Origin of the sequence: Streptomyces genisteinicus, assembly GCF_014489615.1 — a bacterium.
In the GTDB taxonomy this organism is placed as follows: domain Bacteria; phylum Actinomycetota; class Actinomycetes; order Streptomycetales; family Streptomycetaceae; genus Streptomyces; species Streptomyces genisteinicus.
Genome location: NZ_CP060825.1, coordinates 3,419,134 through 3,444,355 on the forward strand (window position 1 = coordinate 3,419,134; position 25,222 = coordinate 3,444,355).

Here is a 25,222-nt window from a genome sequence, read left to right on the forward strand (position 1 = left end):
GCATTGCCCCTCGACAGTCGTTAAGCCGGTATCCCCGCACGTCAGAAGCGGTGATACCGCAGGGAAAGGACCGATATCCGTGGCTCAGCGAGTGGTGGTCACGCTCTCCGACGACATCGACGGAGGAGAAGCGGCGGAAACGGTCATGTTCGGCCTCGACGGGAAGTCGTACGAGATCGACCTCAATACGTCCAATGCAAAGAAACTGCGCAAGGCCCTGGCCCCGTACCTGGCGGCCGGCCGAAAGCAGGCCAATGCGCCGAAGCGGGACAAGTCGCCCGTCTCCTACCGGCACACCTCGCTCGAACCGGCTCCGGCCGCAGTCCGCGCGTGGGCCCAGTCGCGGAAGATGGACGTGCCCGCCCGCGGCCGGATCCCCAAGCACGTCTACGAGGCGTTCCGCCAAGCCGGTTGAGCCCCGCCGGCTCCGCCGCGACCGCGCCGCGGCGAACCGAGTTGCACTGCACCCCCATTGATCGGCTAGAGTCTGGAGCACGCCGAGGGGCAAGGCCGAAAGGCCCGAACCGAGGATCGTGCGGGTGTAGTTCAGTAGTAGAACATCCCCCTTCCAGGGGGAAGGCGCAGTGTGCAATTCCTGTCACCCGCTCTCATCGCCTTACCGACCACCGAAGTGGATCAGGTAGAGTGGTGCACGCACCGCCCGGTGAAAGCCGAGCGGGAGCAATGCGGACGTGGCTCAGTTGGTAGAGCATCACCTTGCCAAGGTGAGGGTCGCGAGTTCGAATCTCGTCGTCCGCTCAGGAAGCGAAGGTCCCGGTCATCCGACCGGGACCTTCGTCGTTTCCCGTGGTCCCCCGCGCCCCCACCCATGACGTTTGTCATGCGCAGCGATGACACCGCGCACTGCCCGCGGCCGCGGTCCGCCCCGAGGCTTGAACCATGACCGACGACGAGTACGTGATCAGGGCCGACGGCCTGAGGCGGACCTACAGCGGCGGCTACGAAGCCGTCCGCGGGATCCGCCTCGGCGTCGCCCGCGGCGAGGTCTTCGCCCTGCTCGGCACCAACGGAGCGGGCAAGACCTCCACCGTGGAGATGCTGGAAGGCCTGGCCCCCGCCGACGCCGGCACCGTACGGGTGCTCGGCCGGGACCCCTACCGCGAGCGGGCCGCCGTGCGCCCCCGCATCGGCATGATGCTCCAGGAGGGCGGCTTCCCCTCCGACCTGACCGCCGCCGAGACCGCCACCATGTGGGCCGGCGTCACCACCGGCGCCCGCCCCGTGGCGGAGGCGCTGGCCCTGGTCGGGCTCGACCACCGGGCCGGCGTGCGGGTCAAGCAGCTGTCCGGCGGCGAGCGCCGCCGGCTCGACCTGGCCCTCGCCATCATGGGCGACCCCGAGGTCCTCTTCCTCGACGAACCGACCACCGGCCTCGACGCCGCCAGCCGGCGCAGCACCTGGGAGCTCGTGCGCGCCCTGCGCGACGGCGGCACCACCGTGCTGCTCACCACCCACTACCTGGAGGAGGCGGAGAGCCTCGCCGACCGCCTCGCGATCATGGACCGGGGCCTGATCGTCAGCGAGGGGACGCCCGCCCAGGTCACCGCGGCCCGGCCGGCACGCATCCGCTTCACGCTGCCCGCCACCGTGCCCGCGGGCAGGCTGCCGCTGTCGCTGAAGGCCGCGTCCGACGGGCAGCGCATCGACATCCGCACCCGCGACCTCCAGCGGGACCTCGCCGAACTCCTGCGCTGGGCCGAGGCGTCGGACGTGGCACTCGAAGGGCTCGACGCCCGATCCGCCTCTCTGGAGGAGGCGTTCCTCGACATCGCGCAGCGCGACCGGACCGACGACAGCATGAACGACAGGGTGGTGGACGTCCGATGACGACCTCGACAGCGGCCGTGGGACGGCTCACGGCACTCGGACGGGCGGAGATCACCCTGCTCGTGCGCAACCGCACGGCCCTCTTCGTCGCCCTGCTGATGCCCCTGCTGATGCTCGCCGCGGTGAAGAGCTCGCTCGACCGGATCGACCTCGACGGCACCGGCCTGAGCGTCGCCTCCACCGTGATCACCAGCGGCATCGGCATGGCCCTGCTGGTGGTCGTCCACATGAACCTGGTCGCCGCCTACGTCTCCCGGCGCGAGGACCTGGCGCTCAAGCGGCTGCGCACCGGCGAGGCGTCGGACGTGGAGATCCTCACCGGCACCGCGCTGCCCGCCGCCGCGGTCGCGCTCGTCCAGATCGCGGTACTGGCCGTCGCGGGGGTCGCCTTCTTCGGGCTCGACGCCCCCGCCCGCCCCGACCTCGTCGTCGCCGGCGTGGTCATCGGGCTGGTGCAGATGACGGTTCTGGCCGCGGCGACGGCCGCGGTGACCCGCACCGTGGAGAGCGCGCAGATCACCACGCTCCCGTTCTTCCTGGTCTCCGCCATGGGCTCCGGCCTCTTCGTGCCCGTCGAGGTCCTCCCCGAGGGCCTGGCCTCGGTGTGCGAGCGGCTGCCGATGACCGGAGTGATGACCCTGGTCCGCTCCGGCTGGCTCGGCGGCGCCGACACGGGCGAGATCGTGGGGGCCGCGGTCACCGCGCTGGCCTGGACCGTGCTGGCCGTGTTTGCTGTGCAACGGTGGTTCCGCTGGGAGCCCCGCCGCTGACACCGGGGGCGCTCCCGCCGCGGGCGGGCCACGAGAGGGGGCACGGGTGACGGACGAGAAGGAGAGGAGGACGCCGGTGAAACGGTGGAAGAGCCGCAGCAGGCTCGCCAAGGTCGACCTCTACACACGCGGCACGGTCTACTCGATCCAGTGGGGCGCGGTCGCCGTCACCGTCCTGCTGATCCTCACCCGCCCCGTCCGGCACGAGGCCCCGACGGCCCTGATGACCGCGGCGATCCTCGCCGCCCTCGTCAACGGCGTCCTCTGCCACCGCTTCTGCCGCACCGCGATGACCGCCTACCTCACCGGCGACGGCGTCCCGCTGCGCACGGCGGCCGGGCCCGTGACCTCGACCGGGGTGCTGACAGCGCTCCTCCTCGCGCTCGGCGCGACCGTCGATCTGACCCCCCTGCTGCCCATGATGCTGGGCAGCGCCCTGGTGCCGGTACTCAGCGGCCACAGCCTGCTGGTCCGCCCGCGCGTCAACGCCCTCCACCAGGTGGCCCTGATCGCGGTGTTCACGGCGGCGGTGGCGGTCACCGCCCGGGACGGCGCGCCCGTGCTCGCCACCGCCCTCACCCTCGCCTTCGTCACCGTCTGGATCGTCGCCTCGATCCGGGTCTCGATGTGGGTGCTGCGCGTGATGTGGGAGCTCGACGACGCCCGGGACGTGCAGGCGCGGCTCGCCGTCGCCGAGGAACGGCTCCGCTTCGGGCGCGATCTCCACGACGTGCTCGGCCGCAACCTCGCGGTCATCGCCCTCAAGGCCGAGCTGGCGGCCCAACTGGCCGGCCGGGGCAGGCCGGAGGCCGCCGACCAGATGACCGAGGTCCAGCGGATCGCCCAGGAGTCGCAGCGCGAGGTGCGCGAGGTGGTGCGCGGCTACCGGGAGGCCGACCTGCGCGCGGAGCTGGAGGGCGCCCGCGGCGTACTGGCCGCCGCCGGCATCGCGTGCACCGTCGGCCGGCCGACGGCGGACATCGCGGCGCTGTCGCCGCGCGTCCAGTCCGCCCTCGGCTGGGTGGTCCGCGAGGCCACCACCAACATCCTCCGCCACGGCGACGCCCGGAACTGCACGATCACGGTCGAGACCACGGCCCGGTGGGTGCGGCTGACCGTCGAGAACGACGGCGCCGTCCCGGTCCGCCCGCACCGCGGCACCCCCGGCTCCGGCCTCGCCGGACTGCGGGAACGGCTCCAGGCGGTGGGCGGCACGCTGGAGGCGGGGCCGGCGCCGGAGGACCGTTTCCGGGTGATCGCCCGGGTGCCGCCCGGCGACCCCCGCCCCCTCTCCCGCGGCGGCACCGCCGACGAGGACCTGAAGGAGTCCGCGTGACCGTACGCGTCCTGCTCGCCGACGACGAGCACCTGATCCGGGGAGCCCTCGCGGCGCTGCTGGCGCTCGAGGACGACCTGGTCGTCGTCGCCGAGGCCGCCGGCGGGCCGGAGGCCGTCGCCATGGCCCTCGCCCACCGGCCCGACGTCGCCGTGCTCGATCTCCAGATGCCGGGCGCGGACGGAGTGACGGTCGCCACACGCCTGCGGGACGAACTCCCCGGCTGCCGCACCATGATCGTGACCAGCCACGGGCTGCCCGGACACCTGAAGCGCGCCCTGGCCGCGGGGGTGCGGGGCTTCGTGCCCAAGACCGTGAGCGCCCGCAGGCTCGCCGAGATCATCCGCAGCGTGCACGAGGGAAACCGTTATGTGGACCCGGAGTTGGCGGCCGACGCCATCTCGGCCGGCGACTCGCCGCTGACCGCCCGGGAGGCCGAGGTGCTCTCCTTCGCGGCCGACGGCGCCCCCATCGCGGAGATCGCCGAACGGGCGTCGCTGTCCCCCGGGACCGTGCGCAACTACCTGTCGTCGGCGGCGGCGAAGCTCGGTGCGGAGAACCGTCACACGGCGGTGCGTCTCGCCCGCCGGAAAGGTTGGGTATAGTGGTCTCCGCGCTACGGCGCATGCGGACGTGGCTCAGTTGGTAGAGCATCACCTTGCCAAGGTGAGGGTCGCGAGTTCGAATCTCGTCGTCCGCTCAGTGCAGGAAGCCCCCGGCGGCATCGCCGGGGGCTTCTTCGTGTGCCTGCCGTCCCGGGTCCGGATGCCGACGACGGCACCCGGACCCGGACCGGGACGACGCTAGCGGGCCTCCCAGGGGGTGCCGGTCAGCAGCTCGTACGCCTCGGTGTACTTGGCGCGGGTCGCGTCCACCACGTCCTGCGGCAGGGCCGGCGGCGGCTGCTCGCTGCGGCGGTCCCAGCCGGACGCGTCCGAGGTGAGCCAGTCGCGCACGTACTGCTTGTCGTACGACGGCTGGGCCCGGCCGGGCTCCCAGGTCGCGGCGGGCCAGAACCGGGACGAGTCGGGGGTGAGCACCTCGTCGGCGAGGACGAGGGCGTCCCCGTCGAAGCCGAACTCGAACTTCGTGTCGGCGAGGACGATGCCGCGTTCACGGGCGATGTCCCGGGCCCGCGCGTAGACGGCGAGCGTGGTGTCGCGCAGCGCTTCGGCGGTCCCGGCACCGACCTGGCGGACGACCTCCTCGAAGCTCACGTTCTCGTCGTGGTCGCCCACGGCCGCCTTGGTGGCCGGCGTGAAGATGGGGGCGGGCAGCTCCGAGCCGTCGGACAGGCCCTCGGGCAGCTCCAGCCCGCACACCGTCCGGGACTCCTCGTACTCGGCGAGCCCGGAGCCGGTCAGATAGCCGCGGGCCACGCACTCGACGGGCACCATCCGCAGAGAGCGGCACACCAGCGTCCTGCCCTCCCAGTCGGCGGGGGCGCCGGCGGGGACCTCGGCGGAGATCACATGGTTGGGGACGAGGTCCCGCAGCCGCTCGAACCACCACAGGGAGAGCTGGGTGAGCACCCGCCCCTTGTCGGGGATCTCGGTGGGCAGTACCCAGTCGTACGCGGAGATCCGGTCGCTGGCGACCATCACGAGGTCGCCCGCCTCGTTCCGGTAGAGGTCGCGCACCTTGCCGGTGTGCAGATGCACCAGGCCGGGCACCTGGAGCGGCTCGGGCTTTTCGACGAATCCGGACACGGTTCCTCCGCGTGGTGATGTACGAGAGTCCGATTGTCCCGTACGCGGACGCCGCGCTCCTGCGCAGGGGTCCTGGCCGGGCGGCCGTCCGCGGCAGCGCCCGGCACGCCGCCGTCAGTCGCGTTTGCAGATGCGGTCGAGCAGATTGGCCGTCGCCCGCTGGATGCGGGAGTCGACGTGGCCGGGCCGGTCCAGGGCCGGGGACCAGGCGAAGGTGCCCGAGGCGAAGACGAGGGCGCCCGAGGGGGCCCGGTAGAGGGAGGTCTCCTGGTGGCGGACAGCGCCGTCCCCGTCGCGGTAGGGCGAGTGGGCGAGCAGGATGCGTTTGCGGTGCTCGGGCAGGGCGGTGCGGGGGAAGTAGCGGTCGGCCTCGCCCGCCACGAGGCCCGGCAGTTCGTCGCCCTCGCCCGCGCCGGTGGCCTCCCACAGCCAGTGCTCGGCGTTCCGCACCACCAGCGGGGACGGCTCCGGCACCCGGCCCGCGTACTGGATGCCCAGCAGTTGCTGTTCGGAGCGGTCCATCTCGCGCCAGAGCGCCGCCTTTCCGGGGCCGCGGCGCTTGCGGCACGTCAGCAGGCGGTCGGGCACCCCGGAGGGCGACGGACCCAGCTCGACCTGCCAGTACAGGGTGTTGGCCGACAGGAAGACGAGCGAGGTGCCGCCGTCCCTCGCGGCCTCCACCGTCCGGCGCATGGGGACCGACCAGTACTCGTCGTGGCCCGGGAAGACGAGTCCGCGGTAGCGGCCGGGGTCGATGCGCCCGGCGTGCAGATCGCGGGCGTCGGCGTAGGCGAGGTCGTAGCCGTAGCGCTCGGCCCAGCGGATGAAGTCGTAGGCGTGGCCCACGTGCAGGGGCAGGCCCGCGCCCGCGAACGGCCGGTCGAAGGAGACCGTGGTCGCCGCGTCGCGCTCGCCGAGCAGCCGGCCCTCGTCGTCCCACGCGTGGTAGAGGCTGGCGCCGGTGTGCCCGTCCTCCGGGTAGAGGTTGTACGCCTGCCAGGTGACGTCGGGCAGGAGCAGCAGAAGGTCGGCCGGCTCGTCGTCGCGGACGGTGAAGGGGATGTGCGACCGGTACCCGTCGAGCGTGGTCAGCACCGCCACGTACGCGCCGATCGACCAGTACGAAGGGATCTGGAGCCGCCAGGAGAGCCACCAGTGGTGGCAGGAGACCGTGCGGTCCGCGGTGAGCGGCGGCGGCTGCACGATGCCGGCGAGCCGGGGGCTCGTGGCGATCTTGGCCGCGCCGTCGCCGCCGTAGTGGCCGATGCGATAGATGTCGACCGAGAACTGCTGCGGCGGGTCCACGGTGATGTGGAAATCGATCGAACCGCCGGGCAGGGCCGCCCCCGGCGAGACGAACCCCTTGATCTGGCGGTGGACGTCGTCGGCGGTCCGGGGGCCGCCGGAGCGGCCGCGGGCGAGGTTCGGGTCGGCGTACCAGGGGACCACCTGGCCGGCGTCGTCGAGGTAGTTCTCGCTGCTGCGCAGCCAGGGCAGCGGGCCCTGGCCGAACGGGTCGCTCACGGCGTGGGCGAGGGCACCGGATTCCCATCGCCGGATGTGGTCCGCCCCCATGGTGCCCCTCCCTCGGTGCCCGGACATCGTCGGTGCGCCGGACTGTTCAGCGTCGGTCTCCAGCACATCACATAACGCACGCACTCCGTCACCTTTCGTCGCGAATCGGCGTGAAACGGAAGGGACTTCTCCGGTTTTGCACCCCTCCGTGCCCGGCACCGACGACCCGTGAGCGGGCCGGACCGGGGCTCCTCACACGAGCCGGACCGGGCTCTCCGGGCGGACGCCGAGCGAGCCGAGCCAGACCCGCAGGGGCTTGGCGTCGCCCTCCTCGACGAGGCTGAGCACCGGAGCCAGCAGATCCGACCTGCGCTCGCCGTCGACGAGCAGCGTGGGCCCGTCGAGCCAGTCGAGACCGGGAGCGGCGCCGGCGGCGTCGATCGCCGTGCAGCACACCATCGCCACCACGTGGTCGGCGAGCAGATCGCGCCCCGCCCGGGGCGGCTGGAGGGGGAGCGGCGGCGGCACCAGGTCGCCGCCCCACAGTGCCGCGAGCATCTCGTCGGCGCCCTCCCGGGCCGCCGGGGCCGGTGGCCCGTCCACCGGAGCGGGCAGGTCGCCGCCGGGCTCCGCGGGGGCGGCGCGGTCGGCCGCCGCCGTCTCGTCGCGGGCCATCCGCGCGGTGAGCGCCGCTGCCAGGCCGTCGCTCGCCTCTCCGGCCGGCTGCCGGGAGAGGTGCTCCATCACGCGTGCGAGCGTCGGACCGCCCGGTCCGCTCGCCGCGGGGACCCCCAGCTCGTCCAGCACCCGGTGGATGCGGGCCGCCTCCGTGCGCCACTTGTGGTCGACGACCTCGGCCGGGTACCGGTCCCATTCCACCGGCGCCCAGTGCCGTCCCGGCGCGGCCGGACCGCCGTGGAACAACCGTGCCGCGAGCAGCGAGACCGCCTCGTCCACGGTCCCCGGCTCCTCCAGCAGATCGCAGGCCGGGCGTTCGTTCAGCCGGGAGGTGAACCCGTCCGCGAGGCGGTCGCGGCGCGAGAGCTCGGTGAGGGCCGAGACGACGCCCGCGTCCAGCTGCGAGGGCCACCGGCCCATCCGCCACGCGGGCAGCGCCACCCTCGTCAGCAGCCTGTCCCATCCCGCGTACGCGAGGCCGACCTGCTCCTGGGCGACGATCCGCAGGCCGTAGTCGACCCCCTGGGCCCGCTCCGAGGCGGCCGCGGCCACCCAGCGTTCCATCTCGGCGGCGTCGGTCCGGCAGGTGCGCAGCAGGAGCCGGGCGATCCGGCCGGCCAGCACCGTCAGCGGGAGCCGCACCGACCGGGGCGGGTGGGCGGCGTCCGCCACGGCCGCGTCCAGCCCGCGCACGAAGCGCCGGGCCGCGGCTATGTCCGGGTCGGCCGCCAGCCCGGCGCCCGCGACGACCGGGGCGAGCACGGCGCGCAGCTCGGCGACGCGCATCCACCACAGGAAGGGGGAGCCGATCACCAGCACCGGGGCCTCGATCGCCCGCCCGCGCCGGCCGCGGGCCCCGGATATCCGGTGCGCCGGATGGGAGCGGTCCTCGAGCCAGCTGTCGCAGTCGGGTGTGAGCGCCACCCCGGAGGGCGCGGGCACGTCGAGACGGACGGCGAGATCCTCCACCAGCCGGTGCAGATCGGGGGCCGCGCGGACGGAGAGGTCGACCGTGGGGGTCAGCGCGGGCGCCGCCCGGGAGATCGTCGCCGCGACCGACGCCGCGGCGAGCAGCACGACGACGGCACAGGCCGCCGCGATCCCGCGCGCCGTGTCCCAGCCCGCCCCGCTCAGCCGGCCCGTGACACCGCCGGCGAGCAGCACCACGGCGACGGCCGCGGGCACCAGCGCGACGGCCGTCGCCGTGCTGCGCGTGCGCAGTACGGCGACGGCCTTGGCACGAGCACCACGAGCGCCTGTCGAATCCCCGAAACCGGTACCGGACACGGCCGGACCTCACCCCCTCTGCCCTGCGACGGTGTTGGTCACTCCCCCACTGTGGCACCGCCCACCGACATCGCAATGCCGGTGAGCCATGTGCCGGAACACCTGCGCCGCACCATAGTTGGGGCTTCGGCACCCGTCATCCGGATGGCGTACTCATCACTCGATGGAATGGCTTTGGGCAAAGGATGGGACGCACCGGGGAACGCGGGTTCGGGCCTGTTCGGGGCGGCTTCGGACGCCTCGGGTGGCGGGGGCTTGGCATCGGGTGGCGGGGGTGCGGGGGCGGCTGGGGTTCCGGGCGGGCGGGCGACGCTGTGGCGCGGGGCGGGCGGGCACGGACCGCGGTCGGTGCGGGCGCCAGCGCGGCACGGCGGGTGGTACGGACCACGCGCGGAGCGGCCCCCTCGTACCGGCGACGCGGCACCGGGTCGTGGCGGCGCCGTCCCCCTCAGCCGGGCGGGGACCGACCCCCTCGCGCAGGCGCTGCGCGCGGAGGGCGCCCCGAAGCCGGGCGCGGTGGACACGGACGACGCGGCACCGGGCCCGGTGGACATCGCGGCACCGGGCCGGGTGACGGACCGGGCCGGCCGCCCGGCCCGGTCCGTCACCCGGCCCGGCGACGACCGGCGACGGGCCCCGACGACACCCCGGCCTCACCGGACGCGGAGGAGCCCGGTGCGTGTGCACCGGGCTCCTCCGCGCTCACGGGTCCGCGGCGGACCGCCGCTCACGCCTCGGCGGCGCTCCGCGCGATGTCGGTGCGGTGCTGCGAACCGGCCAGCCGGATCCGGGCCACGGCGCGGTACGCGCGTTCCCGGGCCTGGGACAGGTCCTTGCCGGTGGCCGTCACCGACAGCACCCGGCCGCCGGCGCTCACGACCGCGTCGCCGTCCCGGCGGGTGCCCGCGTGCAGCACGTACGCGTGCGGCGCGTCCTCGGCGGCGACCTCGTCCAGGCCCTCGATCGGGTCGCCGGTGCGCGGCGTGCCCGGGTAGTTGTGGGAGGCGACGACCACCGTGACGGCCGCGTCGTCGCGCCAGTTCAGGGGCGGCAGGGTGTCGAGGGTGCCGTTGGCGGCGGCCAGCAGGACACCCGCCAGCGGCGTCTTCAGCCGGGCGAGGACGACCTGGGTCTCCGGGTCGCCGAAGCGCGCGTTGAACTCGATGACCCGCACACCGCGCGAGGTGATCGCCAGACCCGCGTACAGCAGGCCGGAGAAGGGGGTGCCGCGGCGGCGGAGCTCGTCCACCGTCGGCTGGAGGACCGTCTGCAGGACCTCGTCGACGAGCTTCGGGTCGGCCCAGGGCAGCGGCGAGTACGCCCCCATGCCACCGGTGTTGGGGCCCTCGTCGCCGTCGAGCGCCCGCTTGAAGTCCTGCGCCGGGCGCAGCGGGACGACCGTGGTGCCGTCGGTCACGGCGAAGAGGGAGACCTCGGGGCCGTCCAGGAACTCCTCGATGACGACCCGGCCGCAGGCCAGCGCGTGCTCACGGGCGGCCGCCAGGTCGCTCGTGACGACGACGCCCTTGCCCGCGGCGAGGCCGTCGTCCTTGACGACGTACGGCGCTCCGAAGGCGTCGAGGGCCTCGTCGATCTCCTCCGGCGTGGTGCAGACGTAGGCACGCGCGGTCGGCACACCGGCGCCCGCCATGACGTCCTTGGCGAACGCCTTGGAGCCTTCGAGCTGCGCCGCCTCGCCGGACGGGCCGAAGCAGGGGATCCCCGCGGCGCGGACCGCGTCCGCGACCCCCGCGACCAGGGGCGCCTCGGGGCCGACGACGACGAGGCCGGCCTCCAGACGCGTCGCGAGCTCCGCGACGGCTCCGCCGTCGAGCTGGTCGACGGGGTGCAGCTCCGCGACCTCGGCGATGCCGGCGTTACCGGGCGCGCAGTGCAGAGCGGTGACGTCGGGATCGAGGGACAGAGAGCGGCACAGGGCGTGTTCGCGGGCGCCGCCGCCGATGACGAGGACCTTCACGGGCGCCAGCCTAACCGCCGGGCGCCACCGGTCGTCGTACGGGCCTCCGAGGGAGAGGGTGCTACTCGTTCGTGTATTCCTCCACCACCGTGGCGCCGAGCTCGCGGACGATCAGGTCGTGCCCGGACAGGGCGGAGTCCACCAGGTCCGGGTCGTCCTCCTCGGGCACGTCGTCCTCGAGGGACACCGGCGGGGGCGGCGGCGGGCTGTACGACTCGGCCGGGCGCGGCCGCTCCGCGGGCGCCGGCGGGGCCGGGGCGGCGGCCTGCGGACGGGGCGCGGGAGGCGCGGCGGGCGGCGCCGCGGCGGGGGGAGCCGGCGGGCGAGCCTGCCCGTAACCGCCCTGGGGGCCGGGCGCACCGGGGCCGGAGGGCTGGAAGCCGCCGCCCGGGGACCCGGGCTGGCCGCCCGCCCCGCCGGACGGATCGATGATCGCCTCCACCTTCCAGTGCACGTGGAACTGCTCGGCGAGCGCCTGCTTCAGGACCTCCTCGCTGCCGCTGCCCGCGAAGTTGTCGCGGGCGCCGGCGTTGAGGAAGCCGAGTTGGAGGGTGGTGCCGTCGAAGCCCGCCACCTGGGCGTTCTGGCTGAGCAGGATCCAGGTGAAGCGGCGGCGGTTCTTGACCGCCTCCAGGATGTCGGGCCACATGCTCCGCACCTGGCCGGCGCCCTGGGCGGCGACGGGTGCGGCAGGGGCTGCGGGGGCCGGCGCCGCGCTCCGGGCGGGCGGGGACTGCGGGGCGGCCGGAGCGCCGCCGCCGGGGGCGGAGGCCGTGGGCCAGCCGCCGGGCCGCCGGGCGGGCTCGGACGCGGCCGCCGGGGCCGTCGCGGCAGCACCCGGCCAGGCTCCGGGGCGGGCGGCCGGGGGCTGCTGCGGAGCCGGCTCGGCGGGAGCGGGCGCGGGCGGTGCCTGCGGGGGCGCGGCGGGGGCGGGAGCGGTCTCGGGGCGCACGGCGGCGCGGGCGGCGGCGGGCCCGCTGCCCGCGGGGACGTGGGGCTGGGCCTCGGGGCCGGGGACGTAGCCCATGGCCGGCGCGGGGCCGGGGGCCGGGAAGGCGGTCGCCGGTCCGGGGCCGGGGGCCGTGAACGCGGCGGCGGCACCGCGCTCCAGCCGGTCGAGACGGGCCTGGAACGAGCGCTCGTCGGTGAACGCGGCGGGCAGCAGCACCCGCGCGCAGATGAGCTCCAGCTGGAGCCGCGGGGAGGTCGCGCCCCGCATCTCGGTGAGCCCCTGGTTGACCAGGTCGGCGGCCCGGCTGAGCTCGGCCGCGCCGAACACCGACGCCTGCGCCTGCATCCGCTCGACCACGTCGGCGGGGGCGTCGATGAGGCCCTTGGACCCGGCGTCCGGCACGGCGGCCAGGATGACCAGGTCGCGCAGCCGCTCCAGCAGGTCGGAGACGAAGCGGCGCGGGTCGTTGCCGCCCTCGACGACCCGGTCGACGACCTCGAAGGCGGCGGCGCCGTCCCCGGAGGCGAAGGCGTCGACGACCGAGTCGAGCAGCGAACCGTCGGTGTACCCGAGCAGGGAGGTCGCCATGGCGTATGTCACACCGTCGTCGGCCGCGCCGGCGAGCAGCTGGTCCATCACGGACATCGAGTCACGCACCGAGCCGGCGCCGGCCCGCACGACCAGGGGCATCACCCCGTCCTCGACGGGGATGCCCTCGCGGCCGCACACCTCGGAGAGGTACTCCCGGAGCGTGCCGGGGGGCACCAGCCGGAACGGGTAGTGGTGGGTCCGGGAGCGGATCGTCCCGATGACCTTCTCCGGCTCGGTCGTCGCGAAGATGAACTTCAGATGCTCCGGCGGCTCCTCGACCACCTTCAGCAGGGCGTTGAAGCCCTGCGGGGTGACCATGTGGGCCTCGTCGATGATGTAGATCTTGTACCGGCTGCTCGCGGGCCCGAAGAAGGCCTTCTCCCGCAGCTCACGGGCGTCGTCCACGCCACCGTGCGACGCGGCGTCGATCTCGATGACGTCGATGGAACCCGGGCCGTTGCGCGCGAGATCGAGGCAGGACTGGCACTCGCCGCAGGGTGTGGGTGTCGGTCCCTGCTCGCAGTTCAGGCAGCGGGCGAGGATACGGGCGCTGGTCGTCTTGCCGCAGCCGCGCGGGCCGCTGAACAGGTACGCGTGATTGACCCGGTTGTTCCGCAGGGCCTGCTGGAGGGGATCGGTGACATGCTCCTGCCCGATGACCTCGGCGAACGACTCGGGGCGGTAGCGGCGGTACAGCGCAAGGGACGACACACCTACGAGGTTATCGGGGCCCACCGACAACCCGTGCCGCCCGCACCCGAACGCAAGGCGCCCCCCACGCACCCGCCAGAGCCGACCTACCCTTGCTGCCTTCCGGCCCTGGGGGAGTTCAGTCAGATAGCGCCACGTGAGGGGCTGGCCCCAGGTTACCCGATCCCGGAGGGTGCTCGGACCCCCCTCGCCCCGCTCCGGGAACAGGTTCGCGAGCACTCCTCAACGTCTTGTATTGTTTGCCGCGGAGGATTCGCCTAGAGGCCTAGGGCGCACGCTTGGAAAGCGTGTTGGGGGCAACCCCTCACGAGTTCGAATCTCGTATCCTCCGCCAGTGCCTCACCGGGCACGATGTCGAAGGGCCCCACCGTTCGCGGTGGGGCCCTTCGACGTGTCCCGGCTCCCGTTGTCCCGGTTCTTGTCCCCAGCGGGTGCGGCGCCAAGGCCCCGCTGCCGGCCATCGGCGAAGCCCAGTGGAACGACACCATGGGCGCCGCCCACATCGAACGCCTCCGGCACGTCCGCGACCTCATCGCTCCGGCGGGCCGCTACGACACCACGGGAACGCAGCTCCTGTGCTTCAGCGGGGCCGGATTCGACGACGAGGCGCGGGCCGCTGCGGCGGCGGACCCGGGCATCCGGCTGATCGACCCGGCGGCCCTCTACGGCCACGCCTGACCGGTCCCCCGCGCTCGGGTGCGCCGTGGTCGTCGTGCCTGCTGCGGTGGCGGGTCGTGAACCGGGGCCGTACGGGTCGGGGCGCGCCGGTCCCCGCACGTCCGCCCCGTGTGTCCCGGCCTCCGTGCGCTCCGGTGGGCGATGGCGGCCGGGCAGCCCCGACGGTTCCCGTACAACTCTTCGAGCCGATCATGAGTCTGACCGGATCACGACACATCCGTGTCCGGTTCCTCTCGTGGGGGTTCGTCTTGCAGTTCCGCTCCACCGGCATCCGCCTGTCCACCGCCGTCACCGCCGTCACCGCCGTGCTCGCCGTCACCGCGCTCGGCGCGGGGACCCTGGCCGGTGCGCCGGCCGCCTTCGCCTCGCCCGCGGGCCCCGTCGCGGCCCGGTCCGCCGCCGACGAGCCGGCCGCGGCCCTGCCCGTGTTCCCGGAGGGCGCCGAGCTCGCGGGCACGGGCGCGACGGGCTTCCTCACCTTCTCCTTCACCCAAGACCGGACCAGGGAGCTGCACTGGACGCCGTACGGCGGCGGGCCCGCGGTGCGGATCGACTACCCCGAGGACGGCGGGTGGGCCACCTCGGGCACTGATGTGATCGCGCTCGGCGACGACAACTGGACGTCCCAGATGCGCGCCCTCACCCTGCGGAACATGGCCGACCCGGCGGCCCCGGGCGTGGACATCGACCTCGGCGCGCTCGGCGCCAACTACGTGGCCGTGCTGGGCCCGACGAGCGTGCTCGCGCAGGTGACGCACGAGGACGGCACGGCGGAGCTGCACGTCGTGAGCAAGGACGGTGCCACGACCACCAGCCGCAAGGTCTCGGGGCTGCCCGCGGACGCCACCGATTTCTTCACCAGCGCGCCGGTCAGGGACGGTGTCGCCCTCGTCGGGTACGCGACGGGCCCCGAGGGCGCGCGGACGGGCGGGCGGGCCCTGATCGAGCTGACGGACAGGACGGTGGCCAGCGCCTTCCCGGCCGCCGAGTCCGGGTACGGCTTCAGTCACACGATGTTCTCCGCCTCCCATGTGGCCTGGCTGGACTGGAAGTCGGGCACCGGGCTCCACGTCACGTCGGTCGACCGCGCGACGGGCGAGGAGAAGCAGACCGTCATCGGCTCCCGGGGCGACGAGTGGCACATGGAGCTCGTGGGCGACTGGCTGGTGTACGGCAACGCGGACAACCCCGTCCGGGCCGTGTCCCTGGCCGGCGGCGGCAGCCGTGACCTGCTGGACGTCGCCACCGGCTCGACGCGCTCGGCCGACGGCAGCGCACTGTTCAGCGGCCGGCGGGCCGCCGACGGCGAGGGGCTGTTCCGGATCGCCGCCGGGCAGGACGGCGCCCCTGAGGTCACCAAGGTCGCGGAGCAGGGTGCTCCGGCGCCCCTGAGGTTCTGGGAGGAGCACGTCCCCGAGGTCGCCTACCTCGACGAGGACGGCGGCGAGGTGTCGCTGCACTGGACGCTGTCGCGGCGCGCCGCCCACCTGGACGTCACGCTCACGCACATCGCCACCGGCAAGGAGGTCCACCGGCGGCTGACCGGTCCGGACACGTACTTCCCGTTCACCTGGGACGGCCTCGTCGACGGGGTGGACGCGCCGAACGGCCGGTACGCGGTGGAGGCCGAGGCGGTGCCGGCCGACGGAGTCGGCGAACCCGCCTACCAGGGCTACTTCATGACGGTCTCGCGGGCGGCCAATCCGCACGACTTCGGCGGCAACGGCTCCACCGACGTCCTCGCGCGGGACGCCTCCGGCGTGCTGTTCCGCGACGACCTGCGCAACAAGCCGGTGGACGGGGTGTTCACGGCGTCCCAGCGGGCCCGGATCGGCGGGGGCTGGCAGACGTACAAGCACATCGAGGCCGTCGGAGACATCGTGGGCAACGGGGTGGGCGACCTCGCCGCGGTGGACGGCTCCGGGGTGCTCTGGACCTACGCCGGCAAGGGCGACGGCAACTTCGCCGCCCGCTCGCGCGTCGGCGGCGGCTGGGGCGTCTACAACCGGATCACGGGCGGGTCGGACCTCGACAGCGACGGCCGCGCCGACCTCGTCGCCGCGGACACCGCCGGAGTGCTGTGGTTCTACAAGGGGACGGGCTCGGCCACCGCTCCGTACGCGGCCCGCGCCCGCATGGGCGGCGGCTGGGGCGTCTACAACCAGCTGACGGCCGTCGGCGACATCGCCGGCACGGCCGCCGGTGACCTGGTGGCCCGCGACACGGCCGGCGTCCTGTGGCTCTACCAGGGCAACGGGCGCGGCAACTTCTCGGCCCCGGTGCGGATCGGCGGCGGCTGGGGCGTCTTCAGCCGCCTCGTGGGCGCCGGCGACCTCGACGACGACGGGCGTCCCGACCTGATCGCGTACGGGAAGGACGGCACGTACGTCTACCGCTCGACGGGCACGCCCACCGCGCCGTTCAGCCGCCGGACGACGACGCTGTACGCGGGCGAGGGCGCCGCGTTCGACCACATCGCCTGACGGCCCCGGATCACGGGACGGGCCCCGGCCGCACCAGCGGCCGGGGCCCGTCCGTGTCCGGGGTCAGCCGGCCGTGACGACGAGGGCCGCCGTGTTGTTGGCCAGGTCCGGGTCGAAGGAGCGGACGGGCGGCTCGAACTGGTCGTTGTCGATGCCGCTCACGGCCCGGGCGGTGCCCTGGGCGTCGATCCTCAGGCCGAAGGTGAAGGCGTGGTCCGCGCGCTCGTTCAGGAACACCGGGGTGGTGCAGCGGTAGCGGGGCGCGCCGAGCTGCTCCTCGCGCCATTCGCCGTCGGCGGTGAGGGCGTAGCAGGCGTCGGGCCGGGCGGTGACGGTCGCGTTGGCGGGGATCCGGACGTCGACGGTGGCGGCGGGCTCGCCCGCGCCGAGCGAGGCGATCCAGGCCGGGCCGCGGTTGCGGACCGTGACGCCCGCCTGGACGGTGTCGCCGACCGTGCCCGTGACCCGGGCGCCGATCAGCCGGAGGTCTGCCGTGTTCGCGGCGTGGACGATCACCGAACGGTGGTTGTCCTGCGGGTCGAGGTCGGGCACGAGGGCCGTGCGGGCGGCCGCGGCGGGCCGGAGGATCAGCTCGGCCCCGGTGCCCGGGGTCCAGGTGCGCCCGGCCCGGGCGGCGTCGAGGGCTTCGGCGGACCAGGGCTCGACGGAGTAGTCGTAGCGGTCGAAGAGGGCGTTCCGGCCGGCCTTCACCGGGTTCACCAGGGCGTACGCGTCCCCGGGGGCCACCGCCCGGTCGAGGACGCACAGCGCCTCGGTGCCGACCTCGGTGGCGGCGTACTCGCAGTTCGCGGGCCGCTGGGTGAAGGCGAGGCCGCGGGAGGCGAACAGCTTGAGCAGGACGCCGTCCGCGGTGCGGTTGCCGTTGTTGGTGAGGGTGGCGGGGACGGTGAGCGTGCTGCCGGGCACGACGCCGTCCTGCCGCGGGGACTGGGTGAGGGCCAGGTCGGGGCCGTTCCCCACGGTCACCCGGGTCTCGCCCGGGTGGGACGTCATGTCGCCGTGGACGGCGGTGTAGCGCAGGGTGCCGGCCGCGTCGGCCGGGGCGCCGGGCAGGGCGGAGAGCGTGAGCCCGGCGGCGGTGACCACGTCGGTGCCGGTGAGCGGGGGGACGTCGCAGACGGCCGTGGCGGCGTCCTGGACGGCGCAGTTGGCGGGCCACCGGACGGTGGCGAACGCGGCCAGATCGGCGGCGTCCACGCTGATGCGTCCCGCACCGACCGGGTTCGAGATGTTGTCGTGGGAGACCTTGAGGGCGACGGTCCGCTCGGGGGCGGTTCCGTCCTCGTAGGCGCCGGGCAGGACCAGCTCGTACGGGTCGGAGTAGACCCAGAGCTGGTCGCTCTCGGCGGACGCGGGGGCGGTGGCCCCCAGCGTCAGCAGGGCCGAGGCGGCGAGTACGGGAACCAGCGCCCGGCGGGCGCGGCGGTGGGTGCGGAGGTGTTTCATGCCCAGGCTGACTCGCGCAGCCATCGAATGGTTGTACGACGACTGGGCGGGCGCCTCGACCTCAACACCACTGCCCGTGCGTTGTTCTGACGCGCCGTCGGGACTGCTCCCGGTCAGCGCACCGGACAGGGGCGGTAGGCGAGGGAGAGTTCGCGGTCCACGGCGTAACTGGTGCGCATGGAGGCGTCGGTGACCTGCTCCCAGGAGCCGTACTTGGCGAAGAGCTGTTCCGCGGTGGGCCCGAGGGGGTTGCCGTACTTGGCGGTGTTGCGCTCCTCCAGGAGGCGCACCTCCTCGGGCGTCATGCCCGCGCGGGTGATCTCCTTGGCCTGGTTGCGCATGTCGACGAGCTCGCGGGCGATCTCCTCCTCGGTGGCGCCGGCGTCGCGCATGTCCGCCTCCGTCCGGCGCATCTCCTCCAGCAGGGCGTGGTAGCGCATCCGGGTGCGCTGGGCCTCGACCTTCTCGTCCATCGGCAGCACCCGGATGCGGCACACCACCGGGTCGGCGCTGGGGCAGGGCTCGTCGGCCGCGGCGGGCGGCGCGAGAGGGGCGGTGATGACCGAGCCGCACGCCTCGGCGGCGTCGGCGGCGGCCGCGGCCGCGGTGCCGAACAGAGCGGCGGCGGCCGCGAGCGGAACGAGGACGCGACGGGGCAGGGAGGAAGGAAGGGGCATGCGCGCATCCTTGATGATCTTGAGACGCGTGATCACGCTGCCGCGCCGGTGATCACCCGTTCGGGACCGGGAGGCATCATGCGGAGCGCAGGGGGCGCACGCAAGGGCTCTATGAAGCGCTTCGTCCGAAAACCCGAGTTCTCGCCAACTCCGTTTCCGGTGCGCACCCTGCGGCCGCCGGCCCCCCGGGGCCGCCGTCACCCACTCTGACCTGGCGGGCCGTGCGGCGAAGGCGAGGCAGGCCGGGCCCTGGCGCGAACTGCGGTGCGTGGTACGGGTGGGGAGTATGCGACGCGCCCCTCACGGGCGTCCTCCGCCCACCTGGCAGGACGTCCTCTACCCGGGCGTAGAGGCAACCTGGCGTGATCTGGACCACACCAAAGGATCACCCTGCGACGATCGAGGCCAATCAAAACCAGCCTTCCGGACAGCCGTGGGGGGAGTGGCCAATGGGGCTGCTCGGCGATGACGTGCCGTTCGCGCGCGCGCTCACGGCGCAGGAGTGCGAGGGCGTCATGGCGCTCGGCAGCCGGAGGCGGTTCGCGGCCGACGACCACCTCTTGACGGAGGGGGACCGCTCCAGCCACGTGGTGATCGTTCTTCGGGGGTGGGTGACCGTGTCGGTGTCGACGGACCGCGGGAACACCCGCCTGATACTGGGGCTGCGGGGCCCCGGTGAACTGCTCGGCGAGATGGCCGCGCTGGACAGCCGGCCCCGCAGCGCCACGGTACGGGCCCTGGGCCCCACGGAAGCCCAGGTCATCGGCGGGGACGCGTTCCGCCGGCATCTCGCCACGCACCCGCGGGTCGGCTCCCTGGTGATGCGGCAGCTCGCCTTCCGCCTGCGCAGCGCCGACCAGGAGCGGTCCGCGCTCGCCTCGCTGACCGTCCTCCAGCGCCTGGCCAGCAGGCTCGACGAACTCTCCCGGGCCGAACCGTCGGGCCCCTACACCCCCGCCGCCCCCGGGCCCGCCCGCTCGGGCGCCCTGGTCCATCTCGCCCAGGACGAACTCGCCGCGACGGTCGGCGCCACCCGCGAGGCCGTCGCCAAGGCGCTGCGGCTGCTGCGGTCCCAGCACGTCGTGCGCACCGGCAACCGGATGGTGGAGATCCTCGACCCCGACCTGCTCGCCCTGCTCGCGCACGGCCACGCGGAGGCCGGCAGCCCCGGCGCACAACGCGAGTAGAACGCCCGCCCGCCGTGTGTAAACGGCTACAGACGGCCCCGGTCACGGACCGGAAGCTGGAGGGACACGAGGAGAGGGACTGGGGGAGCACCGTGGACGACGACGCGAGGGAAGTCGCCGAAGCGCACTACGAGTTGGTCATCAGCGTCGACGCGCGGCGTTCCGGCGGCTACGACGACGTCGACAAGCCGCGGATGCGCGCCCGCGTCTACCGCATCCTGGAGGGCGCGTTCACGCACGCGCGGGTGGCCCGCGACGCCCTCCACATGGAGGACCGCGGGGACGGCGCCCTGGTGGCGGTGACCGGGCGGGTGCCGGTCACCCGGCTGCTCGGCCTGTGGACGGTCGAGGTCCACGAGGCGCTGCGCGACGAGAACCGCTCGCTGCGGGTGCCGCTCGGACTGCGGGTGGGCATGCACGTCGGGCCCGTACGCCACGATCCCCGGGGGATCAGCGGGCGCGCCGTCGACCTGGCCTGCAGGCTGGCCGACTCACCGGTGGCGCGGGACCTCCTGGACGCGGAGGCGGCCGATCTGGTGCTGGTGGTCTCCGACTCCCTCTACACGGATCTCGTCGTCCCGGGCGGCAAGTTCATCCACCCCGACCGCTGGTCCCCCGCCCGTCTGGGTCTCAAGGAGGGCGAGGTGACCGGCTGGTTCCACCTGCCCGGACGCCCCGCCCCGGCGATACCGGAGCCGGGCGGAAGCCCGGACGACGGGCGGCCGGGCGAGGCCGCGGACGGCGCAGGGCCGGGCGGCGAGGTCGCGGACGACGCAGGGCCCGCGGGCGGCGGCCGCGCTCCCGCGCCGGAGGCCGGCGACCCCGGCGAGGGCCGGGGCGGCGACGGCGACCAGGAACGCAGCGGCGCCGGCGGCACCGGCGACGACCGCCGCGAGGCCGGCGCCCCGGAAGCCGGCGGCCCCCGCGAGGAGCGTGGCGGCGACCAGTACACCGTCCACGGCGACATGTCCCGGCACAGCGGCAACGTCTACCGGGCCCCCGTCCACATCGGGCGCGTCACCGGCGACGCGGACCGCCGGAAGGGGTGAGCCGGATGACGGACGAGCAGCCGCCCCCCGGAGGCGAGCGCGAGAAGCCGGGGCCGCCCGAGTCGACCGACCGCGACCGGAACCGCGACAAGGACCGCGCCCCCGACCGCGACCGCGATCCGGACGCCGGGGACGCTCCCGGCGCCGACGACGAGGCCGCCGAACGCGAGCGGGAGCGCGAGCGCGCCGCCGGGCGCTTCCGGGAGCACACCCGCGACCCGCTCGCCGACGAGCAGGGCGACGACGGCCCCACCGACCTCGCGGCCGCCTCACGGGCCCGCCGCTCCACCCGGACGATCTTCGACACCGGCCGGGACCTGATCAACTTCGACCAGTCGACGATCAGCAGCGCGCACATCGGCGACGTCCATCTGCGGCTGGAGGGGCTCCGTCCGGGGCGCGCCGTGCGCAGCGGTCCGGTCCCGGAGGAGGAGCTGCGCCGGCTGCGCCGCGCCCATGTGGAGCCCGACGGCTACCAGGCGCTGCGCGCGGCACTCGGCGCCCGGCGGCTGCTGGTGCTCGGCGCCGCTCCCGGCACCGGGCGCACCAGCACCGCGCTCGCCCTGCTCGACGAGCTGACCGCCGCCGGGGCGCCGGGCGACTCGGGCGCCGCCCGGGTGAGCCGGGTGGGCCCGGACGTACGGCTGCTCACCGAATCGCTGCCCGCGCAGGCCGGCAACGGCGACGGCAACAGCGACGGCGACGGGGCACGCGATGGGGCACGCGGCGAGGCGCGCGGCGGCGGCCATCTGCTGGAGCTCCCGCTCGCGGCGCCCGGCGAACTGCCGCCCGAGGAGATGGACCTGGACGCCCTGGCGGCCGCGCTGGACCGGGCCGGGGCGTACGCGGTGGTCGTGGTCCCCCTCGGGGCGGCGACCGACGCGCTGGTCACCGGCCGCTACGGGATGCGCTGCCCGCCGGTGCCCACGGACGCGCTGCTGGCCGCCCGGCTGGACGAGCTCCTGCTGGACCGGGAGCCCCGGGGCGCCCCGGACGACGACGGACCGGGCGACCTGGCGGCCAGGGCCGCGGAGCTGGCGGCGCGGCCGGCGGTGAAGGAGGCCGTCGGGCTGAAGGACCTGCGGCCCGCCGAGGCCGAGGTGGTGGCCTCGCTGCTGGCGGGGCACCTGCTGGGCGAACTCTCGTACCAGGAGCTGCTGACGGGCTGCCGGAGCATCGCCGCCGCCCAGGCGCGGGAGTGGTTCGCCGGGGTGGACCGGATCCTCGCCGCGCCGGCGGCGGCCGACGGCGACCGGGCGGGGCGGCCCGCTGCCGCCTCCCTGTTCCACCCGGTCGCCTTCCGGATCGCGCTCGCCGTGCTGGGCGGGGCGTCGCACAGTGCCGTGGCGTCCGCCGCGCACCTGCTGACCTGGGAGCTCTCCGTGCAGAGCGATCCCGACACCACGCCCGCGCGCCCGCTGTTCTGCGACGACCCGGAGACCGATCTCGCCCTGTCGCGGGCGGAGGCGAAGCCCGGACGGGTCGAGGTGGCGGGCTCCGAGGTGGACGCCCGGCTGATCTGGTACCGGGGTTCGGCGCTGCCCGCCGCGGTGCTGTCGGAGATCTGGGACCGCCACTTCCCGGTCCGCGCCCCCGTCGTGCGCTGGCTGCGGCTACTGGCCGACGACCCCCGTCCCCAGGTGTGGATGCGTGCCGCGGTGGCCGCCGGCGAGCTGTGCGTACGCGACTTCGAGTACGGCTGGGCCGAGCTGATCCGGCCGCTGGCCGAGGCGTCCTCGCCGCGGCGCAGGGTCTTCGCGGCCACGATCCTGGACCAGGCCGCCGGGCACGCCTCCCACCGCCGGGCGGTGCGCCGCACGGTCGACGACTGGAGCAGGTACGGCACGAAGGCGCTGCGCTGGACCGCCGCGATGGCCCTCGGCTACGGGAACGCCGCGGCGAGCGCCGGCGACACCCTGGACGCCCTGGCCCGGATCGGGACCCGGGACGACGGGGACCAGCTCGCCGTGGCCTCGTTCAACGCCGTGCGGCTGCTGGCGGGCCCGGCGGCGCAGGCCGTGCTGCGGCGGCTGGACGCCTGGACGCACCACAAGCGCCCGGAGTATCAGGACCTGGGGCTGGTCACGACCGTGCGCCTCGCGGTCACCCGGGTCGACGAGGTGCTCGACGACGAGGACGGGTCGCCAGTGGGGGACCGGGGCGACTGGCCGCTGCCGCTCGCGCTGGCCGCCGTGCGCCCGGGGCTGGTGCGGCCGATGGCCGATCTGCTGTGGACCGCGCTCAACACCGCCCGGTCCAAGGAGGTGGCGCTCGACGCGCTGGAGTCGCTGCTGCGCACCGCGGTCCGCCGCGACGGCGCCGAGTGGACGCGGTCCGGGCTCGCGGCGCTGCTGCCCGCGATGTTCGACGAGGAGCACGACCTGCGGCAGCTGGACTGGCTGCTGCGCCGAATGATGAGGGATCAGGACGATCCGCTCCCCGACGCGCAGGCGCGCGACCTGTGGTGGCTCGCCGACGCGCCGCCGGACCGGAGGGGCGAGGAGGAGAGAGATGGCTGAAGGCCACGACCCGGCCGCGGACGGCGGCCGGGCGGACGAGCCGGCGGGTCCGTTCCTCGGCGAGTACACGCCGACCGGTCCGTTCCGGCACTCGGGTGCGCGGAAGGCGTCCGTGCTGTTCTACCGGAACGGCGGGCACAGCGTGGCCACCGTCTCCGGCGTGGAGCACCACAACCGGCGGGCGCTGGCCCGGCCGCACACCGTGTGCGAGATCGCGCTCGGCACCTTCCAGTCGCAGCTCCAGATGGAGCTGCCCGCCGCCGGCGGCACCTCCTTCTTCAAGGCGGAGGTGGACATCCACTGGTCGGTGGAGAACCCGTTCCTGGCCGCCACCGAAGTGGTCACGGACGTCGCCGCCCGCCTCACCGCGCCGGTGCTGGAGCGCCTGCGCGAGGTCTCCTCCCAGTACCGGGTGTCCGACGCGGAGCGCGCCGACCGGGCGATCACCGGCCAGTGCGCGGGCGGACGGTGGGACGACCTGGGCTCCGAACTCGGGCTGCGCGTACGCCTGTACGTGCGGCTGCGGGTGGACGACCGGACGATCAGCCACTCGGAGGAGATCCGGGACGCGCACGCCTCGGCGGCGCTGACCGAGGTCCACCAGACCGCGTTCCGCACGATGCTCCGGGGCGGCCGGCTGGAGCAGCTCAGCTACATGCTGGCCAAGGAGCCCGAGGCGGCGAAGGAGTTCCTGGAGAAGATCCGCCAGGAGGGCCGCCAGGACGAGAAGGAGCGGGTCGACCGGCTCTTCGACCTCGTGGCCGGCGGCCAGATCCAGTCCAGCGACGTGGAACGGCAGGCACTGGACCTGCTCGACCAGGGGCGCGGGCAGGTCCGGGGGCCCATCGGCCACCTGCCCGCCCGGCGGCGGGCGCCGGAGCTCACGGCCGGCCCGCAGGGGCACGCGCCGGAGTCGTACACCCCGGGGTGGGTGGCGGACGAGCCGCCCTCCCGGGGCGACCGGCGGGACCGGCGGGACCGGGACGACCGGGACGACCGCCGGAACGGACGGGACGCACGGGACGCACACGACGCGCGGGACGCACGGGGCGCACGGGACGGTCGAACTTCCGAGCGGTACTCGAACTCCCTTGCAGATCAAGGGAATTCGGAACCGGAACCGCCGCGTCGGCGTCGTCCCAGCAACGAGGACGACGGCTGGCCGTGGGCAGAGGAGGACTGATGACGGCCGACGGGGGAGTCACGGACGACGCGGCGCCGGGGGGCGCCGCGCCGGGTGGTGGGGCCACGGGGGTCCGCACCGCCGCGGATCCGGTCGTGCGCGTGCCGGACGGGGGTCGGAACGCGCACGACCGGGCCGGAGAACGGATCGCCGAACGCCTGCTCAACACCGTCCGGGAGGACCTGGGCCGGGCCGACTCCAAGGCGGCCGTGCTGCTCTCCGGGGCACTCGCCCTGCCCGCCTTCCTGATCGGACGGCACGGGGCCCCCGACTGGCGGTGGCCCGGCGACCTCGCCCTGGTCGTCGCGGGCGGGCTGTGGACGGTCGCGGTGACCGCCCTGGTGCGGGCGCTGATGCCCCGCACCGGCACGCTCCGGGACGGCGACGGGGTCACGTACTTCGGGGACCTGCTGGAACGGCGCGACGCCGCCCGGCTGGCCGCCGCGGTCACCGAGGCCGGGCGCGACCCGGCCGGATGGCTGCTCGTCCAGGCCGTCGACGTCAGCTCGATCCTGTCCGCCAAGTACCGGGCCATCCGCTGGGGTGTCGGCACCCTCGCACCGGCCGCGGCCCTGGCCCTGGGCTGGAGCCTGGCGCGCTGACC

19 protein-coding genes, 4 tRNA genes and 1 other RNA gene are annotated in these 25,222 nt (G+C 74.7%); 16 read left to right on the forward strand and 8 right to left on the reverse strand.

Annotated features, from left to right (window positions below; translation table 11 throughout):
* Nucleotides 1-79 precede the first annotated feature (79 nt).
* The 8 genes from IAG43_RS14935 to IAG43_RS14970 all read left to right on the forward strand — a co-directional run bounded on the left by IAG43_RS14935 (nucleotide 80) and on the right by IAG43_RS14970 (nucleotide 4,654).
* Nucleotides 80-415: a histone-like nucleoid-structuring protein Lsr2 gene (locus tag IAG43_RS14935; RefSeq protein WP_343075613.1), complete on the forward strand. Its 336-nt coding sequence runs from the start codon at nucleotides 80-82 to the stop codon at nucleotides 413-415.
* A 120-nt stretch (nucleotides 416-535) separates the two neighbouring features.
* Nucleotides 536-607, forward strand: a tRNA-Gly gene (locus tag IAG43_RS14940).
* A 79-nt stretch (nucleotides 608-686) separates the two neighbouring features.
* Nucleotides 687-759 (forward strand) — tRNA-Gly (locus IAG43_RS14945).
* Between the two features lie 141 nt (nucleotides 760-900).
* Nucleotides 901-1,848, forward strand: coding sequence for an ABC transporter ATP-binding protein (locus IAG43_RS14950; RefSeq protein ID WP_187741226.1), 948 nt, complete (start codon nucleotides 901-903; stop codon nucleotides 1,846-1,848).
* Nucleotides 1,845-2,618: an ABC transporter permease gene (locus tag IAG43_RS14955; RefSeq protein ID WP_187741227.1), complete on the forward strand. Its 774-nt coding sequence runs from the start codon at nucleotides 1,845-1,847 to the stop codon at nucleotides 2,616-2,618. Before IAG43_RS14950 ends, IAG43_RS14955 begins: the two co-directional genes overlap by 4 nt.
* Before the next feature lie 76 nt (nucleotides 2,619-2,694).
* A complete protein-coding gene (locus IAG43_RS14960) occupies nucleotides 2,695-3,954 on the forward strand; it encodes a sensor histidine kinase (RefSeq protein WP_187741228.1) in 1,260 nt (419 codons plus the stop codon).
* Entirely contained in the window at nucleotides 3,951-4,559 is a 609-nt protein-coding gene (locus IAG43_RS14965) for a response regulator transcription factor (RefSeq protein ID WP_187741229.1), read from the forward strand. Before IAG43_RS14960 ends, IAG43_RS14965 begins: the two co-directional genes overlap by 4 nt.
* A 22-nt stretch (nucleotides 4,560-4,581) precedes the next feature.
* Nucleotides 4,582-4,654, forward strand: a tRNA-Gly gene (locus tag IAG43_RS14970).
* Nucleotides 4,655-4,757: 103 nt separating this feature from the next.
* Here the strand turns inward: IAG43_RS14970 and IAG43_RS14975 are convergent.
* From IAG43_RS14975 to ffs, 6 genes are all read right to left on the reverse strand, one after another.
* Nucleotides 4,758-5,663, reverse strand: a complete 906-nt coding sequence (locus tag IAG43_RS14975) for a phosphoribosylaminoimidazolesuccinocarboxamide synthase (RefSeq protein ID WP_187741230.1) — start codon at nucleotides 5,661-5,663, stop codon at nucleotides 4,758-4,760.
* Between the two features lie 114 nt (nucleotides 5,664-5,777).
* Entirely contained in the window at nucleotides 5,778-7,238 is a 1,461-nt protein-coding gene (locus tag IAG43_RS14980) for a N,N-dimethylformamidase beta subunit family domain-containing protein (protein ID WP_187741231.1), read from the reverse strand.
* Between the two features lie 192 nt (nucleotides 7,239-7,430).
* The gene (locus IAG43_RS14985) at nucleotides 7,431-9,143 is read right to left on the reverse strand and encodes a M48 family metalloprotease (protein WP_187741232.1); all 1,713 of its coding nucleotides are present in this window, start codon (nucleotides 9,141-9,143) and stop codon (nucleotides 7,431-7,433) included.
* Between the two features lie 727 nt (nucleotides 9,144-9,870).
* Nucleotides 9,871-11,121 (reverse strand): phosphoribosylamine--glycine ligase, encoded by a 1,251-nt coding sequence (gene purD / locus IAG43_RS14990; RefSeq protein WP_187741233.1) that lies wholly within the window; start codon nucleotides 11,119-11,121, stop codon nucleotides 9,871-9,873.
* A gap of 61 nt (nucleotides 11,122-11,182) precedes the next feature.
* Nucleotides 11,183-13,375 (reverse strand): DNA polymerase III subunit gamma and tau, encoded by a 2,193-nt coding sequence (locus tag IAG43_RS14995; RefSeq protein ID WP_187741234.1) that lies wholly within the window; start codon nucleotides 13,373-13,375, stop codon nucleotides 11,183-11,185.
* 53 nt (nucleotides 13,376-13,428) lie between these two features.
* An RNA gene (gene ffs, locus IAG43_RS15000) (signal recognition particle sRNA small type) lies at nucleotides 13,429-13,523 on the reverse strand.
* A 98-nt stretch (nucleotides 13,524-13,621) separates the two neighbouring features.
* Here ffs and IAG43_RS15005 point away from each other — a divergent pair.
* The 3 genes from IAG43_RS15005 (at nucleotide 13,622) to IAG43_RS15015 (ending at nucleotide 16,536) form a co-directional block, all read left to right on the forward strand.
* Nucleotides 13,622-13,709, forward strand: a tRNA-Ser gene (locus tag IAG43_RS15005).
* Between the two features lie 152 nt (nucleotides 13,710-13,861).
* Nucleotides 13,862-14,053, forward strand: coding sequence for a hypothetical protein (locus tag IAG43_RS15010; RefSeq protein ID WP_246574351.1), 192 nt, complete (start codon nucleotides 13,862-13,864; stop codon nucleotides 14,051-14,053).
* A gap of 248 nt (nucleotides 14,054-14,301) precedes the next feature.
* Nucleotides 14,302-16,536, forward strand: a complete 2,235-nt coding sequence (locus IAG43_RS15015) for an FG-GAP-like repeat-containing protein (protein WP_187741235.1) — start codon at nucleotides 14,302-14,304, stop codon at nucleotides 16,534-16,536.
* 63 nt (nucleotides 16,537-16,599) lie between these two features.
* On the opposite strand, the gene IAG43_RS15020 is transcribed toward IAG43_RS15015, so the two are convergent.
* Together IAG43_RS15020 and IAG43_RS15025 are read right to left on the reverse strand one after the other, a co-directional pair.
* Nucleotides 16,600-18,027 carry a COG1361 family protein gene (locus IAG43_RS15020; RefSeq protein ID WP_246574353.1) on the reverse strand — a complete coding sequence of 476 codons (1,428 nt, stop codon included), beginning with the start codon at nucleotides 18,025-18,027 and terminating at the stop codon, nucleotides 16,600-16,602.
* A gap of 89 nt (nucleotides 18,028-18,116) precedes the next feature.
* Nucleotides 18,117-18,680 carry a hypothetical protein gene (locus IAG43_RS15025; RefSeq protein WP_187741236.1) on the reverse strand — a complete coding sequence of 188 codons (564 nt, stop codon included), beginning with the start codon at nucleotides 18,678-18,680 and terminating at the stop codon, nucleotides 18,117-18,119.
* Between the two features lie 449 nt (nucleotides 18,681-19,129).
* On the opposite strand from IAG43_RS15025, the gene IAG43_RS15030 reads away from it, so the two are divergent.
* The 5 genes from IAG43_RS15030 (at nucleotide 19,130) to IAG43_RS15050 (ending at nucleotide 25,220) form a co-directional block, all read left to right on the forward strand.
* Entirely contained in the window at nucleotides 19,130-19,867 is a 738-nt protein-coding gene (locus tag IAG43_RS15030) for a Crp/Fnr family transcriptional regulator (RefSeq protein WP_187741237.1), read from the forward strand.
* A 92-nt stretch (nucleotides 19,868-19,959) separates the two neighbouring features.
* The gene (locus IAG43_RS15035) at nucleotides 19,960-20,916 is read left to right on the forward strand and encodes an ICP22 family protein (RefSeq protein ID WP_187741238.1); all 957 of its coding nucleotides are present in this window, start codon (nucleotides 19,960-19,962) and stop codon (nucleotides 20,914-20,916) included.
* Between the two features lie 5 nt (nucleotides 20,917-20,921).
* A complete protein-coding gene (locus IAG43_RS15040) occupies nucleotides 20,922-23,435 on the forward strand; it encodes a hypothetical protein (RefSeq protein ID WP_187741239.1) in 2,514 nt (837 codons plus the stop codon).
* Nucleotides 23,428-24,618: a hypothetical protein gene (locus IAG43_RS15045; protein WP_187741240.1), complete on the forward strand. Its 1,191-nt coding sequence runs from the start codon at nucleotides 23,428-23,430 to the stop codon at nucleotides 24,616-24,618. Before IAG43_RS15040 ends, IAG43_RS15045 begins: the two co-directional genes overlap by 8 nt.
* A complete protein-coding gene (locus IAG43_RS15050; RefSeq protein WP_223005934.1) occupies nucleotides 24,618-25,220 on the forward strand; it encodes a Pycsar system effector family protein in 603 nt (200 codons plus the stop codon). The genes IAG43_RS15045 and IAG43_RS15050 overlap by 1 nt, the downstream gene beginning before the upstream one ends.
* The last annotated feature ends 2 nt before the right edge of the window (nucleotides 25,221-25,222 follow it).

What these genes read in the sequence shown, in the direction of transcription:
- IAG43_RS15025 (WP_187741236.1), bottom strand. Translation starts at nt 18,680, where the DNA reads ATGCCCCTTCCTTCCTCCCTGCCCCGTCGCGTCCTCGTTCCGCTCGCG.
- IAG43_RS15040 (WP_187741239.1), top strand. Translation starts at nt 20,922, where the DNA reads ATGACGGACGAGCAGCCGCCCCCCGGAGGCGAGCGCGAGAAGCCGGGG.
- IAG43_RS15010 (WP_246574351.1), top strand. Translation starts at nt 13,862, where the DNA reads ATGGGCGCCGCCCACATCGAACGCCTCCGGCACGTCCGCGACCTCATC.
- IAG43_RS15050 (WP_223005934.1), top strand. Translation starts at nt 24,618, where the DNA reads ATGACGGCCGACGGGGGAGTCACGGACGACGCGGCGCCGGGGGGCGCC.
- IAG43_RS15045 (WP_187741240.1), top strand. Translation starts at nt 23,428, where the DNA reads ATGGCTGAAGGCCACGACCCGGCCGCGGACGGCGGCCGGGCGGACGAG.
- IAG43_RS15020 (WP_246574353.1), bottom strand. Translation starts at nt 18,027, where the DNA reads ATGGCTGCGCGAGTCAGCCTGGGCATGAAACACCTCCGCACCCACCGC.
- IAG43_RS14955 (WP_187741227.1), top strand. Translation starts at nt 1,845, where the DNA reads ATGACGACCTCGACAGCGGCCGTGGGACGGCTCACGGCACTCGGACGG.
- IAG43_RS14980 (WP_187741231.1), bottom strand. Translation starts at nt 7,238, where the DNA reads ATGGGGGCGGACCACATCCGGCGATGGGAATCCGGTGCCCTCGCCCAC.
- IAG43_RS15030 (WP_187741237.1), top strand. Translation starts at nt 19,130, where the DNA reads ATGGGGCTGCTCGGCGATGACGTGCCGTTCGCGCGCGCGCTCACGGCG.
- IAG43_RS14950 (WP_187741226.1), top strand. Translation starts at nt 901, where the DNA reads ATGACCGACGACGAGTACGTGATCAGGGCCGACGGCCTGAGGCGGACC.